The 16,860-nt window shown below is 60.1% G+C and carries 13 protein-coding genes; 2 read left to right on the forward strand and 11 right to left on the reverse strand.

Going from position 1 to position 16,860, the window contains the following annotated elements:
- Window positions 1–153: 153 nt before the first annotated feature.
- From ACOI8A_RS14695 to ACOI8A_RS14725, 7 genes are all read right to left on the reverse strand, one after another.
- Window positions 154–333 carry a hypothetical protein gene (locus ACOI8A_RS14695; protein WP_420647255.1) on the reverse strand — a complete coding sequence of 60 codons (180 nt, stop codon included), beginning with the start codon at window positions 331–333 and terminating at the stop codon, window positions 154–156.
- Window positions 330–1,460 (reverse strand): PepSY-associated TM helix domain-containing protein, encoded by a 1,131-nt coding sequence (locus tag ACOI8A_RS14700; protein ID WP_420647254.1) that lies wholly within the window; start codon window positions 1,458–1,460, stop codon window positions 330–332. The genes ACOI8A_RS14695 and ACOI8A_RS14700 overlap by 4 nt, the downstream gene beginning before the upstream one ends.
- A 74-nt stretch (window positions 1,461–1,534) precedes the next feature.
- Entirely contained in the window at window positions 1,535–3,961 is a 2,427-nt protein-coding gene (locus ACOI8A_RS14705; protein WP_420647253.1) for a TonB-dependent siderophore receptor, read from the reverse strand.
- A gap of 89 nt (window positions 3,962–4,050) precedes the next feature.
- The gene (locus ACOI8A_RS14710; RefSeq protein ID WP_420647252.1) at window positions 4,051–5,022 is read right to left on the reverse strand and encodes a FecR family protein; all 972 of its coding nucleotides are present in this window, start codon (window positions 5,020–5,022) and stop codon (window positions 4,051–4,053) included.
- Window positions 5,019–5,537: an RNA polymerase sigma factor gene (locus ACOI8A_RS14715; RefSeq protein ID WP_420647522.1), complete on the reverse strand. Its 519-nt coding sequence runs from the start codon at window positions 5,535–5,537 to the stop codon at window positions 5,019–5,021. Before ACOI8A_RS14715 ends, ACOI8A_RS14710 begins: the two co-directional genes overlap by 4 nt.
- 309 nt (window positions 5,538–5,846) lie before the next feature.
- On the reverse strand, window positions 5,847–6,554 hold the full coding sequence (locus ACOI8A_RS14720; RefSeq protein WP_420647251.1) for a PolC-type DNA polymerase III: 708 nt from the start codon (window positions 6,552–6,554) through the stop codon (window positions 5,847–5,849).
- Complete coding sequence (locus ACOI8A_RS14725) at window positions 6,551–8,491, reverse strand: putative nucleotidyltransferase substrate binding domain-containing protein (RefSeq protein ID WP_420647250.1); 1,941 nt, start codon at window positions 8,489–8,491, stop codon at window positions 6,551–6,553. The genes ACOI8A_RS14720 and ACOI8A_RS14725 overlap by 4 nt, the downstream gene beginning before the upstream one ends.
- A 254-nt stretch (window positions 8,492–8,745) precedes the next feature.
- Here ACOI8A_RS14725 and ACOI8A_RS14730 point away from each other — a divergent pair, with 254 nt between their 5' ends.
- On the forward strand, window positions 8,746–9,192 hold the full coding sequence (locus tag ACOI8A_RS14730) for a response regulator (RefSeq protein ID WP_420647249.1): 447 nt from the start codon (window positions 8,746–8,748) through the stop codon (window positions 9,190–9,192).
- Window positions 9,193–9,344: 152 nt separating this feature from the next.
- Here ACOI8A_RS14730 and ACOI8A_RS14735 read toward each other — a convergent pair whose 3' ends face one another.
- Complete coding sequence (locus ACOI8A_RS14735; protein ID WP_420651470.1) at window positions 9,345–11,522, reverse strand: malate synthase G; 2,178 nt, start codon at window positions 11,520–11,522, stop codon at window positions 9,345–9,347.
- A gap of 455 nt (window positions 11,523–11,977) precedes the next feature.
- Between ACOI8A_RS14735 and ACOI8A_RS14740 the strand changes: the two genes are divergently transcribed.
- A complete protein-coding gene (locus ACOI8A_RS14740; protein ID WP_420647247.1) occupies window positions 11,978–12,496 on the forward strand; it encodes a glycine cleavage system protein R in 519 nt (172 codons plus the stop codon).
- Window positions 12,497–12,718: 222 nt separating this feature from the next.
- On the opposite strand, the gene rarD is transcribed toward ACOI8A_RS14740, so the two are convergent.
- The 3 genes from rarD to ACOI8A_RS14755 all read right to left on the reverse strand — a co-directional run bounded on the left by rarD (window position 12,719) and on the right by ACOI8A_RS14755 (window position 16,820).
- Window positions 12,719–13,606 carry an EamA family transporter RarD gene (gene rarD, locus ACOI8A_RS14745; protein ID WP_420647246.1) on the reverse strand — a complete coding sequence of 296 codons (888 nt, stop codon included), beginning with the start codon at window positions 13,604–13,606 and terminating at the stop codon, window positions 12,719–12,721.
- A 153-nt stretch (window positions 13,607–13,759) separates the two neighbouring features.
- Window positions 13,760–14,734, reverse strand: coding sequence for a serine/threonine protein kinase (locus ACOI8A_RS14750; protein WP_420647245.1), 975 nt, complete (start codon window positions 14,732–14,734; stop codon window positions 13,760–13,762).
- A 184-nt stretch (window positions 14,735–14,918) separates the two neighbouring features.
- Entirely contained in the window at window positions 14,919–16,820 is a 1,902-nt protein-coding gene (locus ACOI8A_RS14755; RefSeq protein WP_420647244.1) for a PhoX family protein, read from the reverse strand.
- Window positions 16,821–16,860: the final 40 nt, after the last annotated feature.

The raw sequence follows: 16,860 nt of genomic DNA on the forward strand, positions 1-16,860 counted from the left end.
CGGCAGTCATCAAAGTGCTGGGGCTTAGCCTAGTCAGAAGCTGCATGGCTGGCGAGGGATTTGATGCTGTGCCAAACACTGTAGGAGCTGCGGCACGCTGCGATCTTCAAGATCAAGATCAAAAGATCGCAGCGTGCCGCAGCTCCTACACGTTCATCTGCGTGGCAGGAAACCGCGTATTGCCAGGAAGGCCGGAACGCCGAGACCGACCCAACTCAAACCATCCCAGATCCCGTCGCCCAACAGCGCCGCAAACAACCCGGCTGCACTCAACAGCGCAATCACCAGTGGCGTACTGAAAACTTTCCAGAAATTCGACTGACGCGGCTTCATGCACGCGCCTCCGCTGTTTCCACAATCGTTTTCGCGGCTCTGCGCCGCACCACCCACAAATACACACCACTGCCCAGAACAATGATCGTCAGCACATCCAGCGTGGCCCAGAGGATTTTCATCGGCATGCCGCCGTAGTCACCGAAATGCAGCGGTTGCGACATGCCCATCGCGTCCATGTACCACGGCCGCTCCGCCACCGCGGTGACCTTGAGCGTGCTGGCGTCGATCAGCACCGGCGTGAGCAAGTGCGAGGTCAGATGCGTGCCGCCCTTCATGAACACCGAGTAATGGTGCTCGCTGGAAAACCGTGTGCCGGGGAAGGCGATAAAGTCCGGCTTCATGCCGGGTGCGACTTCGCTGGCGATTTCCAACACACGAGTGGCCGGGGCCAGATGGGTCAATGGCGGTACATCGCGGTAGGGCGCAATCAAGGTATTCAACGCATCGTTGCGCCACGCTGCGATCAACAAATCGGCGCAGGCGCTGATCACCCCTGTCACGCCAACCACCAACGCCCAAGTCAACGTCACTACACCAATCAGGTTATGCAGGTCGAGCCAGCGCAGGCGGGTGGATTTGTCCTGGCGCACGGTACCGAATTTCAAGCGGCGCATGAACGGCAGGTACAGCACCGTCCCCGACACAATCGCGATCACAAACAGCAAACCCATGAACGCCAGCATCAACTTGCCCGGCAGCCCGGCGAACATGTCCACGTGCAGGCGCAGGATGAACAGCATCAGCCCGCCATTGGCCGAAGGCATTTCCAGCGCTTCACCGGTACGCGCATCGAGCATGAACGTGTGCGAGGAGTTCGGTTCGGTGCCGGCGGTTTTCGCCATGATCGTCAGGACGGCGTTCGGCTCATCGTCTTCGAAGCCGAAATACTGCACGACGTCGCCGGGGCGATATTTTTCCGCTGCCTCGACCAGTTGCGCCAGATTCAGATGCGGCGTATCGGCCGGCATCTCGCGCAACTCCGGCGCATCACCGAGCAGATGTTCGATCTCGTGATGGAAGATCAGCGGCAGACCGGTCAGTGCCAGCATCAGCAAAAACACGGTGCAGATCAGGCTGGTCCAGGTGTGGATGAACGACCAGCGACGGATTGTTTTACTTTTCATTTCATGACCTTCAAAAACACCAAAGCCGTCCACGAAGGACGGCCAGGTGACGGTGCGTATTTCAGCTCAGTCGCTTACCACTTGTAAGTGGCGCTGGCGACGACACTGCGCGTGTCGCCGTAGTAGCAGTAGAAGCTGTCGCAGGTGGAAATGTATTCCTTGTCCAGCAGGTTGGTGGCGTTGAGTGCCAGCGACGCGCCTTTGAGGCTGTTGTCCAGACGACCGAGGTCGTAATGCACGGCGGCGTCGAACACGGTGTAAGCGTCAGCCTTGCCCAGCCAGGTGTTGGCCTTGTCACCGTAGGTGTTGCCGGTGTAACGCGCGCCAGCGCCGATACCGAAGCCGTCGAGCACGCCGTTATGCCAGGTGTAATCGGCCCACAGCGAGGCTTGTTGATTGGGCATCAGTTGCAGGCGATTGCCTTTGTCGGTGCCTTTCTGCACTTCGGACTTGGCCAGGGTGTAGGCGGCAATGATCTTCAGGTTGTCGGTGACGTCGGACACCGCTTCCAGTTCCAGACCTTTGACTTTGACTTCGCCGGTCTGGCTGGTGATCGACACGCCGTTGACGAAGTTACTGACCGAGACGTTTTTCTGGGTCAGGTCATACACCGCAGCGCTCAGCAATGTTTTGCTGCCAGGTGGCTGGTACTTGATGCCCAATTCCCACTGCTTGCCTTCGGTTGGCTTGAGCGAGCCTGTGGAAGTGGCGTCAGCGCCGGTGGTTGGTTGGAACGACTCGGCGTACGACAGGTACGGCACGAAACCCGAGTCGAACACGTAGCTGAGCGCCGCGTTGCCGCTGAACGCCTTGTCGCGCTGGGTGTTGGTTGCATCGCCCTTGTTGATGAATTGAGTGCTGGTGTGCACCCAGTCTTCCCGCCCGCCGAGGGTCAGACGCCATTGGTCGAGAGCCATCTGGTCCTGCACATACAGGCCAGTCTGGAAGGTCTTCTGGTTGTAATCGTAGAACGCGGTCGAGCGCGCCGGGCGCACGATTGGCTGGCCGTAGATCGGGTTGATCACGTTGGTGGTCAGGCCGTCGCCGAAGATCGAGGTGTAGTTGGTGTTGCTGCGCTGGTGGTCCAGCCCCAGCAGCAAGGTGTGACGAATATCGCCGGTGGCGAAGTCGGCCTGGAAGTGGTTATCCACCGCGAACTGGCTGATGTCTTCGTCGACGCTGGTGCTGGTGCGACCGACGTTGCCCTGGTCATCCACCTGGGTGAATGGATAGGAGCCTGGCGTCAGCGACTGGAATGACAGATCCGACTTGGTGTAACGCAGGTTCTGCTTGAACTGCCACGTATCGTTTAAACGATGTTCGAACGCATAGCCCAGCGCGTAGTAAGTACGGTCGTAGTATTCCCAGTCCGGATCGCCGAGGTTTTTGTGGTGAGAAACCTTGCCGAACGGCATGTCGATCTTGGTGCCCTGCACCGGCAGAAACTGGCTGGTGATGCCGGTATCGTCGCGGGTGAACTGGCTGAGCAGGGTGAATTTGGTGTCTTCGTCAATGTTCCAGGTCAGGCTAGGCGCGATGTTGTAGCGCTTGTTGTCGACGTGGTCGACCTGAGTGCCGCTGTCGCGCACTACGCCGCTGATACCGTAGAGAAACTGCCCGGCATCGTCGATCTTGCCGGTGCTGGCGAAGTTGATCTGGCGGTGGTTGTCGCTGCCGTATTGCAGCTGGATTTCACTGCTCTGCGCATCACTTGGGCGACGGCTGACCATGTCCAGCAAGCCGCCCGGCGGGGTCTGGCCGTACACCGACGAGGCCGGGCCACGCAGCAGGGCGAGGCGGTCGAGGTTCCAGGTTTCCTGTTTCGGGTTGGCGTACACGCCTTTGGGCAGTGGCAAACCGTCGAGAAATTGAGTCGGTTCGAAGCCGCGCACGCGTAGCCAGTCGGCGCGAGTATCGCTGCCGTAGCTGCTGGCGGTGATGCCCGGCATGTAGCGCACGGCGTCATCGAGGCTGTGCACGCCACGGTCTTCCATTTGCTGGCGGGTGGCGACCGAAATCGAACGCGGTGCTTCGACCAGCGCGGTGTCAGTCTTGCTGCCGGCGGCAGTGCGCGTCGCGGTGTAGCCTTCGACCGGACTCCACGCGGTTTCAATGTTTTCTACGCCGATCACCGAGGTTTCCGGCAGCGCCATGACACCGTCCGGCACGGCGACCAGGGTGTAAGTCCCGGCACTGCTTTGTTCCAGTTGCAGACCCGTGCCACGCAGGGCCGCGCGCAGAGCACCGGCAGCATCGTATTGGCCGTTGACCGCCGCCGAAGTCTTGCCGGCGGCCAGCGCCGGGTTCAGCGACAGCGCGAGGCCGCCCTGACTGGCGATCTGGTTCAACGTGGTGGACAGGGGCGCCGCCGGCAGGTTGTAAGCGCGCACGCTCGACGCCTGTTCAGCGGCGATCAGTTGGCTGCTGACCAGCGGGGTGCTGAAGGCAATGGCGACCGCCAGCAAACTGGGGCGCAACAAGGTGTCTAGCGAACGGGACATACGGCGGCTCCTGAATGGAAATATTTCTCAATTGCCTGTGTGCCGAACGAGAATCAAAAAGTGATAGGGCTGGATGAAAATAATTTCTATTAACGTGCCGGGTCGGCTTTGGCCACGGTCACCCACCACGGCGTGTGCTGTTCGATCTGCACCGGCAGAGTCGGGAGCAGGGCGCTCAACGCTTTGTCGGTGTCGTGCAGCGGAAAGCTGCCGGTGATGCGCAGATCGGCCACTTCCGGGGCGATTCCCAGGTGCCCGCGACGGTAGCGGCCGAGTTCGTGCACCAAGTCTTCCAGTCGTGCGTTGTCCACCACGAGCATGCCGCGGGTCCAGGCATCGGCCCCGGGAGTGAGGGCGACGACAGATTCCAGACCGTTGCTGCGGATCAGTACTTGCTGGCCTTCGCGCAGGATTTGCTCGTGCGGATTGGCTTGCGGATGCGCGGCCACTGCCGACTGCAACACGCTCAGGCGCGTGCCGGCGTCTTCGCGTTTGACCAGGAATCGCGTACCCAGCGCGCGCATGCTGCCTTCGGCGGTTTCGACGATGAATGGCCGGGCATCGCCATGAGCGGTTTCGATGAGGATTTCACCTTCCTGCAACACGATCAGCCGTTGCTTGTCATCGAATCGCACGTCCACGGCGCTGTGGGTATTGAGGTTGAGTACGGTGCCGTCGGGCAGGCGTAGAGTGCGCTGCTCGCCAGTGGCGGTGCGCTGGTCGGCGAGCCAGTAATCCAGCGGCAGATAACGATCTCCGGCAAACAACGCCAGACCGATCACCGCGACCACACTGGCGACACCGTTGCCAATGGCCCGCACCCGCCGCCGAATACCTTCGCGCGATTGCAGCAATGCACTGCGCGCCGGGCCGTTGGCCACGCTGAAGCGTTGATCGAGCATGCCCAACTGACGCCAGGCGCGGGCATGTTCTTCATGCGCCGCGTGCCACTTGGCAAACTCCTCGCGCTCTAGCGGACTGCTCGAATCGAGGGTCAGCTGCCAGGCAATCGCTGCGTCCAGCACATGCGCCGGAACCGGTCTGGAGCTGGCCGGGGTCATGTCGGCTCGCCGTACAGGGCGATGTAGCACTGACGAATGCCTTGCGCCAGATACTGGCGCACGCGCGGCACTGACACGCCGAGCTTATCGGCGATCTCGGCATGGCTCAGGCCGTCGAGACGGTTATAAAGGAAAGCCGCGCGGGCCTTGGTCGACAGTTTGCCGAGCATACGGTCGATGGCTTTGAGGTCCTCGAGGATCAATTGCTGTTGTTCCACCGACGGCTGCTCGCCTTCGGGGATCAGCATCAGTTCGGTGAGATAAGCCTGTTCCAGCGCGGCGCGGCGGAAGTAATCGAACAGCAGACCTTTGGCGATCGCCACCAGAAAGGCCCGTGGTTCGCGCGGGGTGAGCAGTTGATCGCGGCCGAGCAGGCGCACGAAGGTGTCTTGGCTCAGGTCTTCGGCACGTTGCGGGCACGCCACGTTGCGCCGCAACCAACCCAGCAGCCAGCCGCGATGGTCGCGATAAAGCGCACCGACGAGCTCACTGTGGGGGCTTGGGACTGACGACACCAGACGCACCGATTGGGAAATGTTAACCAACGAGAATTGTTCGCGATTCTGGCAGAGGTGGGAATGGTTAGCAATTGGCCACTGGTCGGGTGGTGCCCGAAGGCGGACCCTCACCCCAGCCCTCTCCCTCCGGGAGAGGGGGCCGACCGAGGTGTCTTGCGCTATACATCGACCTGAAAGGCCGAGGCGATTATGGATTCGGTAAAGAACGTTCAGGTCGACGTATTTCTGAAGCATCCCCCAATCGGCTCCCTCTACCTCTGGGCGGTCCGACGTTTCGGGAGGGTTGGGGTGAGGGTTTCTTTTGACCTAAAACGAAGGTGCCTCCCGCCGGCGTTTCCACTGGCTCAACCGCTGCTGCAACGCCAGCGGACTGAAAATCTGCTGCTGCCGAGCCCGATTAAACAGAATCAAAGCCAGTTCAGCCGTCGCCAGCGCATCCGCACTCGCGTTATGCCGCTCGAACACCTCCAGCCTGAACCACTCAATCCACTCATCCAGCCCTGCCTCACGAATCTGCGCCTGCGGACAAACCAGTGGGGCAATATCCGCCACATCGAGAAACACCTGCTGCAACTTGTGTCCCAGATGCTCCTTCACCGCGCGCCCAAGCATGTGCTGATCAAACGGCGCATGAAACGCCAGCACCGGGCTGTCGCCAATAAACTCCAGCAACTCAACCAGCGCCTCTGCCGGTTCGCTCCCGGCAGCAATTGCATTCGGCCCCAACCCGTGGATCAACACGCTCGGGCTGAGCTTCAACTCATGACATTGCAAAGTCCGTTCAAACTGCTGACTGAAATCAATCGCACCGTCCTCGATCACCACCGCGCCAATCGACAGCACCCGATCCTTGTTCAGGTTCAACCCGGTGGTTTCCAGATCCAGCACCACCCAGCGCTGTTCGCGCAGACTGCAATCACTCAAGCCGCTGATCACTGGCAATTGCGTCAGTCGTTTTTGCAGGTCTTGCGCCACCACCGGGCCGGCCGGGCGCAGCCAGGAAAACAGGCTCACAGTTGATACCGCAAAGTAAGGCTGCTCTGCAGGCGTTGGGCCTGACGCAAAGATTCGCGCAGGATGCGTCGGTCCAGATGATTGAGGCTGTCGGGATCGACGCGGTTCGAGTACGGCAGGTTTTCCCGAGTCTGCAATTGATGTTGCTGCATACGCGTCTGCTGGATGAAGTGGTAAGCCTCTTCATACGCCGCGCCGTCGAGTTTTTCGATGACCTGTTTATCCACCAGTTGGCGGAAGCGTTCGAGGGTGTTGTTGGCGTCGATGCCGTTCGCCAGTGCGAGCAAGCGTGCGCCGTCGACAAACGGCGTCAGACCCTGCGTCTTCAGATCCATGGTGGCTTTATCGCCGTTCTTGCGCGTCAACACGAACTCGCGGAAACGCCCAACCGGCGGGCGATTGCGCAGCGCATTGTCGGCCATCATGCGTTGGAACAGGCGGTTGTCGCCGACCTGATCGAGAATGCCACGCCGCAGTTGCGCGCAGCCTTGCTCGTCACCCCAGACCACGCGCAGGTCGAAATAGATGCTCGAGGCCAGCAGGTTCTCCGGCGTCGCCTCGCGGATAAACGCCGAAAAACGTCGCGCCCATTCCGCGCGCGACAGACACAGCTCGGGGTTGCCGGCCATGACATTGCCCTTGCACAGGGTGAAGCCGCACTGCGCCAGGCTCTGGTTGATCTGCTGGGCAATCGGCAGCAGCTTGCCGCGTATCTCGGCCGCATGCGCCGCGTCCCGCGCTTCAAACAGAATACCGTTGTCCTGATCGGTGTGCAGCGTTTGCTCGCGCCGGCCTTCGCTGCCGAAAACCAACCAACTGAATGCCACGCCGGGGTCGCCTTTTTCCGCGAGGGTCAGTTCGATCACGCGGCACACGGTGTGGTCGTTGAGCAGGGTGATGATATGGGTGATCTGCGTCGAAGACGCGCCGTGCGCGAGCATGCGCTCGACCAGTTGGCCGATTTCACCGCGCAGGGCTACCAATTGTTCAAGCCGTTGCGCACTGCGAATGGTCCGTGCCAGATGCACCAGGTCAATCCGTTGCAGCGAGAACAGATCCCGCTCGGAGACCACACCGCACAGGCGTTGGTCCTTGACCAGACACACATGCGCGATGTGCCGCTCGGTCATGGCAATCGCCGCATCGAACGCGCTGTGATCCGGTGTCAGGTAGAACGGCGCATGGGTCATGTGGCGTTCAATCGGCTGGTTGAAATCGCCAACGCCTTCAGCCACCACATGCCGCAAATCGCGCAGAGTGAATATCCCCAGCGGCGCTTTATTTTCATCCACTGCGACAATGCTGCCGACCTGCTGCTCGTGCATCAGCTTCACCGCTTCACGCAGCGGCGTATCCGGGCTGCACGTCACGGGATGACGCATGGCCAATTCGCCGAGACGGGTGTTCAGCGAGTATTGAGTGCCGAGGGTTTCCACGGCTTTCTGCTGAACTTGCTGATTGACCTGATCGAGCAGGCTGCTGACCCCGCGCAAGGCGAAGTCGCGAAAGCTGTTGGACAGCGCGAACAGTTTGATGAACGCCAGTTTGTTCAGTTGCAGGCAGAAGGTGTCTTCACCGGCCAGATGCTCAGTCCGAGTCGCACGTTCGCCAAGCAATGCAGCGAGCGGAAAGCATTCGCCGGTGGTGATCTCGAAAGTGGTTTCGTTTCCGCCCTTGGCGGTGTGCGGACGTTCGCCGACCACCCGGCCCTGTTTGACGATATAGAAGTGCTCGACCGGGCCGTCGCCGGGTTTGATGATGCTCTCGCCCTGGCCGTAGAAGCGCATCTGGCATTGCTCCACCAGATAGGCGAGGTGGGCATGTTCCATCTGATTGAACGGCGGGAAGCGCTGAAGGAATTGCAAAGTGCCCTGAATGTTCTGCAATACCGCGGTTTTCCCTGCCTGGGTGAAGGCGTCCGCTTTACTCATAACCATTACCGCAGTCTTTTTCGAATTATTGTTGTCCGATCGTTGCAGCCATGGTCGGCCCCATCGAGCGGGGTGCCCATTGGACGTAAGTCTAGGTCGGGGGTACCGCCGAGTAGTTTTCGGAGATGCCCTACGCGCGCAGTCGGAAATTCTCCAGTTCAGCCCCTTGGAAAATTATCCGACGAAGTGCACATTGAAGCTCTGCTTAGCGATGTCTGACCACTGTGCTAGGGGATTGAATTGGTTATTTAGAGAACGCCATGTCCGACCACGATATTTTGAGCGACGCCGAGCGTGCTGCGCTCAGCGCCGTCATGCTGGAGCCCGACCTGCCGCCGCAGCGGGTCCTGATTGTCGATGATGACAAGGACGCTCGCGAGTTGCTGGCGGAGATTCTGGCGTTGGACGGTATTCGCTGCATGACGGCAGCCAGTGGCGAGACCGCGCTCAAGATGTTGGCCGAGAAGCCTTCAATCGGTTTGGTGATCACTGATTTGCGCATGGGCAATATTGGTGGGCTGGAGTTGGTTCGTGAAGTGCGTGAGTCGGTGCGAGCGGCGCTGCCGATCATCATTGTCTCGGGCGATGCGGATGTGAAGGATGCGATCGCGGCGATGCATTTGAGTGTGGTGGATTTTATGTTGAAGCCGATTGATACGGTGAAGTTGCTCGAGTTGGTCAAGCATGAGTTGGGCATCGAACCCTGAAATTGAAGATCAAAAGATCGCAGCCTTCGGCAGCTCCTACATGGGATCACCTGTAGGAGCTGCCGAAGGCTGCGATCTTTTGATTGTGCTTCTCCACAAAAAAGCCCTGATCCGCAAGGTCAGGGCTTTTTCGTGTCCGGCATCAGCGCAAGTTACAAGCCGTTGGCAGCCTTGAACTCACGACGCCGACGATGCAACACCGGCTCGGTATAACCGTTCGGTTGTTTGGTGCCTTCAACCACCAGTTCGACCGCCGCCTGGAAGGCAATGTTGCTGTCGAAGTTCGGTGCCAGCGGACGGTACAGCGGATCGTTGGCATTCTGCCTATCGACCACCGGCGCCATGCGCTTGAGGCTTTCCATCACTTGCGCTTCGGTCACAATGCCGTGGCGCAGCCAGTTGGCGATGTGCTGGCTGGAGATCCGCAGCGTCGCACGGTCTTCCATCAGGCCGATGTCATTGATGTCCGGCACTTTCGAGCAACCGACGCCCTGGTCGATCCAGCGCACCACGTAACCGAGAATGCCCTGGGCGTTGTTGTCCAGTTCGTGCTTGATCTGCTCTGGCGTCCAGTTCGGGTTGACCGCCAACGGGATGGTCAGGATGTCATCGACCGATGCGCGCGCACGTTTGGCCAGTTCGGCCTGACGCGCGAATACGTCAACCTTGTGGTAATGCAGCGCGTGCAGCGCGGCGGCGGTCGGCGATGGAACCCAGGCGGTGTTGGCGCCGGCCAATGGATGCGCGATTTTCTGTTCAAGCATCGCGGCCATCAGATCGGGCATGGCCCACATGCCTTTACCGATTTGTGCACGACCTTGCAGGCCGGTACTCAGACCGATATCGACGTTCCAGTTCTCATAGGCGCCGATCCATTTCTCAGCCTTCATGTCAGCCTTGCGCACCATCGGCCCGGCTTCCATGGAGGTGTGGATTTCGTCGCCGGTGCGGTCGAGGAAACCGGTGTTGATGAACACCACGCGCTCGCTGGCGGCCTGGATGCACGCCTTGAGGTTGACCGTGGTGCGGCGCTCCTCGTCCATGATCCCGACTTTCAGGGTGTTGCGCTTGAGGCCGAGCACGTCTTCGATGCGGCCGAACAACTCGTTGGTGAACGCCGCTTCTTCCGGGCCGTGCATTTTCGGTTTGACGATATAGACCGAGCCGGTACGGGTGTTCTTGCGCGAGGTGTTGCCGTTGAGGTTGTGCATGGCCGCGAGGCAAGTGATCAGACCGTCGAGGATGCCTTCCGGCACTTCGTTGCCGTGCTTGTCGAGGATCGCGTCGATGGTCATCAGATGGCCAACGTTGCGCACGAACAACAACGAACGGCCGTGCAGGGTCACTTCACTGCCATCGACGGCGGTATAAGTGCGGTCCGGGTTCATGGTGCGGGTGAAAGTCTGGCCGCCCTTGGAAACGGATTCCGCCAGATCGCCCTTCATCAGGCCGAGCCAGTTGCGGTAGATCACCACTTTGTCGTCGGCATCGACGGCGGCCACGGAGTCTTCGCAGTCCATGATGGTGGTCAGCGCCGCTTCCATCAGGATGTCTTTGACGCCGGCAGCGTCGGTCTGGCCGACCGGGGTGCTGGCGTCGATCTGGATTTCGAAATGCAGGCCGTTGTTTTTCAGCAGGATCGCAATCGGGGCATTTACGTCGCCCTGGAAACCGATCAACTGAGCGTCGTTGCGCAGGCCGCTGTTGCTGCCGCCCTTAAGGGTTACAACCAGTTTGCCGTCAGCGATTTTGTAAGCGGTGGAATCAACGTGCGAGCCGGCAGCCAATGGCGCGGCTTCGTCGAGGAAGGCACGGGCGAAAGCGATGACTTTGTCGCCGCGAACCTTGTTGTAGCCTTTGCCCTTTTCCGCGCCACCGTCTTCGCTGATCGCGTCGGTGCCGTAGAGCGCGTCGTACAACGAACCCCAGCGGGCATTCGAAGCATTCAGGGCGAAGCGTGCATTCATTACCGGTACGACCAGTTGCGGGCCGGCGGTGCGGGCGATTTCGTCATCGACGTTTTTCGTGGTTGCCTGGAAATCAGCCGCTTCTGGCAGCAGATAACCGATCTCTTGCAGGAAGGCTTTGTAGGCCGCGGCGTCGTGTGGCTGACCGGCACGGGATTGGTGCCAGCCGTCGACCCGTGCCTGGAAGTCATCGCGTTTGGCGAGTAGGGCTTTGTTCTTTGGCGCCAGGTCGTGAATGACCTTGTCGGCACCTTCCCAGAATTTCTCGGCGGTGAGGCCGGTACCGGGAATGGCTTCGTTGTTCACGAAGTCGAACAGGACTTTGGCGACCTGCAGGCCACCGACTTGAACGTGTTCAGTCATTGCTTGCCTCACTCTGCTCAGCTGTTGCGCTTTTCAGCTCTTCAATTTTGACAATGAAGCCTCTGGCCATTTAAACCACAAACCCCTCGACCAGTGCATGCCATTGCTGGCGGCTGGGCTAGGTCCAATCAACGGCTTGAGGGCCTTCTGACGGGGCTTTCAGGGTTGCGAATGTGCCTTGGGCAGACATCGATCCGGCGTTATGTAGTGCTTGCTGCGGCATACTACATGATGAGTTGCGGTTGTGAAAATCAGACTAATAACGTCGTTCTGCGACCCCATGACGCATTGCGGTCACGGCGCGGAACGGGATGTTCTCAAAAAACCAATGGATTGTTCCAGTTAAATATAAAAAGTTGTACACGATTCGTGATTTCACGCGTCTGCGGCCGCGCGCCGAACGCTTGCCTATACTCATCCTTCTATAACAAAAGTCATGACAAGAGGGCTGCGCCATGGATCATCTCGTACTCACGGTCTTCGCTCCGGACAAGCCGGGGCAGGTCGAGCGCATCGCCCAATGCATCGCCGAACATGGCGGCAACTGGCTGGAGAGTCGCATGTCGCGGATGGCCGGGCAGTTCGCCGGGATTCTTCGAGTCGGCGTACCGGCGGAGGCTTACGACGAATTAGTCGATGCCTTACAAGCGCTGTCGGCGCATGGCATCCGCGTGCTGATTGCCGAGAGCGGCATCGAACAATCCTGCACCTGGAAACCGATCGCCATGGAGTTGGTGGGCAATGACCGTCCGGGGATCGTGCGCGATATCACCCGGCTGCTGAGTGAGCAGGGCGTCAATCTCGAACGATTGGTCACCGAAGTGCGCCCTGCGCCGATGAGCAGCGAGCCGCTGTTCCACGCCGAGGCGATTCTGGCGGTGCCGCTGACGCTGTCGCTGGACGTGCTGCAAGCGCGCCTGGAAACCCTGGCTGATGATCTGATGGTGGAATTGGTGCTGCGCACCGAGGTTTAGCAAGGATCAGGTTATCCAGTTTTAACGTGCACCTGCCTGTGGATAACCTGTAGAGACCAGTCGCCAGGCCACGTCCGCCGTGGCCTGGCGAGGATTGATCAAAAAACCGCCAGCATTCAACGACTTGCGCACAATCGCCGGGGATCACGCTGTGGATAACCTTGGGGTGAAACGCTGCAGGCCAGGAATAACGTGGCCTACAATGGTTTGTGCGTTTTTTGATCAGCTGCGGCGGCGCAAACTTATCCACGCATCGACGCTGTACACCGCGAGACCGGCCCAGATAAAGATGAATGCGACCAGTGTGCTGGACGACAAATGCTCATCGAACAGCAGCACGGCTTGCAGCAGTACCAAAGTCGGTGCCAGGTATTGCAGGAAGCCGATGGTGGTGTAGGGCAAGTGCCGCGTTGCGGCGTTGAAGCACACCAGCGGCACGAGAGTCACCGGGCCAGCGGCGACCAGCCACCACGCTTCGGAGGTGGTCCAGAATTCAGCCTGCGCACTGGTGGCACTCGGGTTGAACAGTAACCACGCCACGGCAATCGGCACCAACATCCAGGTTTCGACGACTAACCCGGGCAACGCCTTGACCGGCGCCTGCTTGCGGATCAAACCGTAGAAACCAAACGTCAGCGCCAGCACCAGCGACACCCACGGCAGACTGCCGACCTGCCACACTTGCTGCGCCACGCCGACCGCCGCCAGGCCTACCGCGATCCACTGCATCCGGCGCAGGCGTTCGCCGAGGATCAACATCCCCAGCAACACGTTGACCAGCGGATTGATGTAGTAACCGAGGCTCGCTTCGAGCATGCGCCCGTTGTTCACCGACCAGACGTAAGTCAGCCAGTTGGCCGCAATCAAGGTGCCGCTCAGCGCAAGAACAGCCAGACGTTGCGGGTTCTCTCGCAGCTCTCTCCACCAGCCCGGATGCTTCCACACCATCAGCAACAGCGCGCCAAACAGTGCCGACCAGAGTACGCGGTGGATGATGATTTCTACCGCCGGCACTTCGGCGATGGCTTTGAAATAGAGCGGGAACAGGCCCCAGATGATGTAGGCACTCAGGCCCAGAATGTACCCGCGACGCGGGTTGGCGGCTTGCATGCAGAATCCTTGCTTAGGCAGCTAACAAAGCAGCGATTGTAAGGAGGTTGTATAGATGTGTCGTGTCAGAAAACAAAAAGATCGCAGCCTGCGGCAGCTCCTACGGTTTCAATGTAGGAGTTGCCGCAGGCTGCGATCTTTTGATCTTGAAAATTAAAACAGTTTCAGCGGTTCTTCATTGAGCGCCGAAAGCTGCTCACGCAACGCCAGCACCTGATCGCCCCAATAGCGTTCGGTCCCAAACCACGGAAAGCTGTGCGGGAACGCCGGGTCATCCCAACGGCGCGCCAGCCATGCGCTGTAGTGCATCAGCCGCAGCGCACGCAGCGGCTCGATCAACGCCAGTTCACGCGGATCGAAATCGTGAAATTCGTTGTAGCCGTCCATCAACTCCGACAGCTGCCCGAGGCATTCCTGACGGTCACCGGCGAGCATCATCCAGATGTCCTGCACGGCAGGGCCCATCCGGCAGTCGTCGAGGTCGACGATGTGGAACATCTCGTCGCGGCACATCATGTTGCCGGGGTGGCAATCGCCGTGCATGCGGATGTTCTGGTGCGGGGTGTTGGCGTAGACGTCTTCAACGCGCTTGAGCAGATCGCGGGCAACCGACTCGTAAGCCGGCAGCAGGCTCTTGGGGATGAAATTGCCTTCGAGCAACGTGTTCAGTGAGGCATGCCCGAAATTCTGCACGGCGAGCGCTTCGCGGTGTTCGAACGGGCGGGTCGCGCCGACCGCGTGAATGCGCCCGAGCAACTGGCCGAGGCGATACAACTGATCGAGATTGCCCGGCTCCGGCGCGCGGCCACCGCGACGCGGAAACAGGGTGAAACGAAAACCGGCGTGCTCGTGCAGGGTTTCACCGTTGTGAATCAGTGGCGCCACCACCGGAATGTCGACGTCGGCCAGTTCGAAGGTGAACTTGTGTTCTTCCAGAATGGCGTCGGTGGTCCAGCGCTGCGGACGATAGAACTTGGCGATCAGCGGTTCGGAGTCTTCGATGCCGACCTGGTAGACGCGGTTTTCGTAGCTGTTGAGCGCCAGAATGCGTGCGTCACTCAGGAAGCCGATGCTTTCAACGGCATCGAGCACGAGATCTGGGGTAAGGGTTTCAAACGGATGGGCCATGCTGACTCCTGCGCGCAGCAGGCTGCCGCGTCCGGCCCGGCATGGTAGCGCAGATGGCAGGCAGTTAGGGGGTTCGTGTCTGTGCTGACGCTATCGCTGGCAAGCCAGCTCCCACAGGTTTCTCCGCTAGTTTGAAATTAGCGCAAGACCTTGTGGGAGCTGGCTTGCCAGCGATGAGGACCGGTCAGGCGCCGACGATCCCGCCATCCTCACGGGAAATCGCCATCACCGAAGAGCGCGGCTTGCCATTCGGCAGATGCTCAGGAAAGGTCGATCCACCGTTTTCCCCCGGATGCTGAATCCCGACAAACAGCGTCTTGTAATCCGGCGAAAAGCTGATCCCGGTGACTTCACAACCCACCGGCCCGACCATGAACCGGCGAATCTCACCAGTCGCAGGATCCGCGCAAAGCATCTGATTGTTGCCCATTCCGGCAAAGTCCCCGGCATTGCTCGAATCGCCGTCAGTCAGAATCCACAAGCGCCCGGCCTTGTCGAAGCCCAAACCATCCGGGCTGTTGAACATATTCTGCGGGGTGATGTTCTTCGAGCCACCCTTCGGCGTTCCGGCATGCACGCCCGGGTTACCCGCGACCACGAACAGATCCCAGGCAAACGTCTTCGACGCGTGATCGTCGCGGTCAGTGCGCCAGCGCAGGATCTGCCCGTAGACGTTTTTCTCGCGCGGGTTCGGGCCACCGACCGGCTGGCCGTCTTCGCCGCGCTTGGCGTTGTTGGTCAGGGTGCAATAAACCTGGCCGTCCTTCGGGCTGACCACGATCCACTCCGGGCGGTCCATGCGCGTGGCGCCCACCACACTGGCGGCGAGGCGCGCATGGATCAGCACTTCGCCCTGATCGGCGAAACCGCTGCTGGCGTCGATGCCGTTCTTGCCGTGGGTCAGTTCGATCCACTGGCCCTGGCCTTTCGGGTGATCGGGGTTGCTGTCGCCATTGTCGAACTTGGCCACGTACAGCGTGCCATGGTCGAGCAGATCGCGATTGGCCTTGGCGTTGCGGTGGTTGATGCGGTCGCGGCTGATGAACTTGTAGATGAACTCGCCACGCTCGTCGTCGCCCATGTACACCACGGCGCGACCGTCATCGGTCTCGGCCAGTGCGGCGTTTTCATGTTTGAAGCGGCCCAGCGCGGTGCGTTTGACCGGGGTCGATTGCGGATCGAACGGGTCGATCTCGACCACCCAGCCGTGACGGTTGAGTTCGTTGGGGTTCTTGGCCATGTCGAAACGCGGATCGTGAGGGTGCCAGTTGATCTCGCGGCTGGCGACCGAGACGCCGTAGCGTTTCTGCGCCGCGTCGAATTGCTGCTGGGCGTTGCTGCTGCCGAAGCAATCGGTGAAATTCTCTTCGCACGTCAGATAAGTGCCCCACGGCGTCTTGCCGTTGGCGCAGTTCTGGAACGTGCCGAGGACTTTCTTGCCGTGTTTGTCGGCGCTGGTTTTCATCAGATCGTGGCCAGCGGCCGGGCCACTGATGCGCAGCGGCGAGTTACCGTGGATGCGGCGGTTGTAGCGCGAGCCCTGCACGAATTGCCACTGGCCATTCCTGCGCTGCACTTCGATCACCGACACGCCTTCACAGGCCAGTGCCTTGCGCACATCTTCGGCCGACTGCGGCATGCCGCCGTGCGGGTAGAGGTAGCGATAGTTGGTGTATTCGTTGTTGATCGCCATCAACGCGCGGTTTTTTTCGCCGGGGAATTCGAACAGGCTCATGCCGTCGTTGTTGTCGCCGAACTGCACTTCCTGTGCGGTCGCGGTGCCGTTGCCGCTCGGGTCGAACGCCGGGCCGTTCTTTTGCAGCGGTTGGCCCCAGCTGATCAGCACCGAAGATTTGTAGCCCTTGGGCAACGTGATGGTGTCAGTGGTGGCGGCGGCGATGCTGTCGAAACCCAGCAGACGGCTGTTGCCGGCGCTGACGCTGGCGGCCAGTACGCTACGGCTCAACAGGTTGCCACCAAGGAACATTGCGGCACCGCACAACGCGCCAGCGCTGATGAAACCGCGACGGCTGAGGCCGACCATTTTTTCCAGGTCAGTCGATTGGTTTTCTTCTAATAGGCTCACATCAGGCTCCCTGCATGGTTTTGGGTGCCACCTTAATGCG

Source organism: Pseudomonas sp. P4795, from assembly GCF_048822895.1.
Taxonomy (GTDB): Bacteria; Pseudomonadota; Gammaproteobacteria; order Pseudomonadales; family Pseudomonadaceae; genus Aquipseudomonas.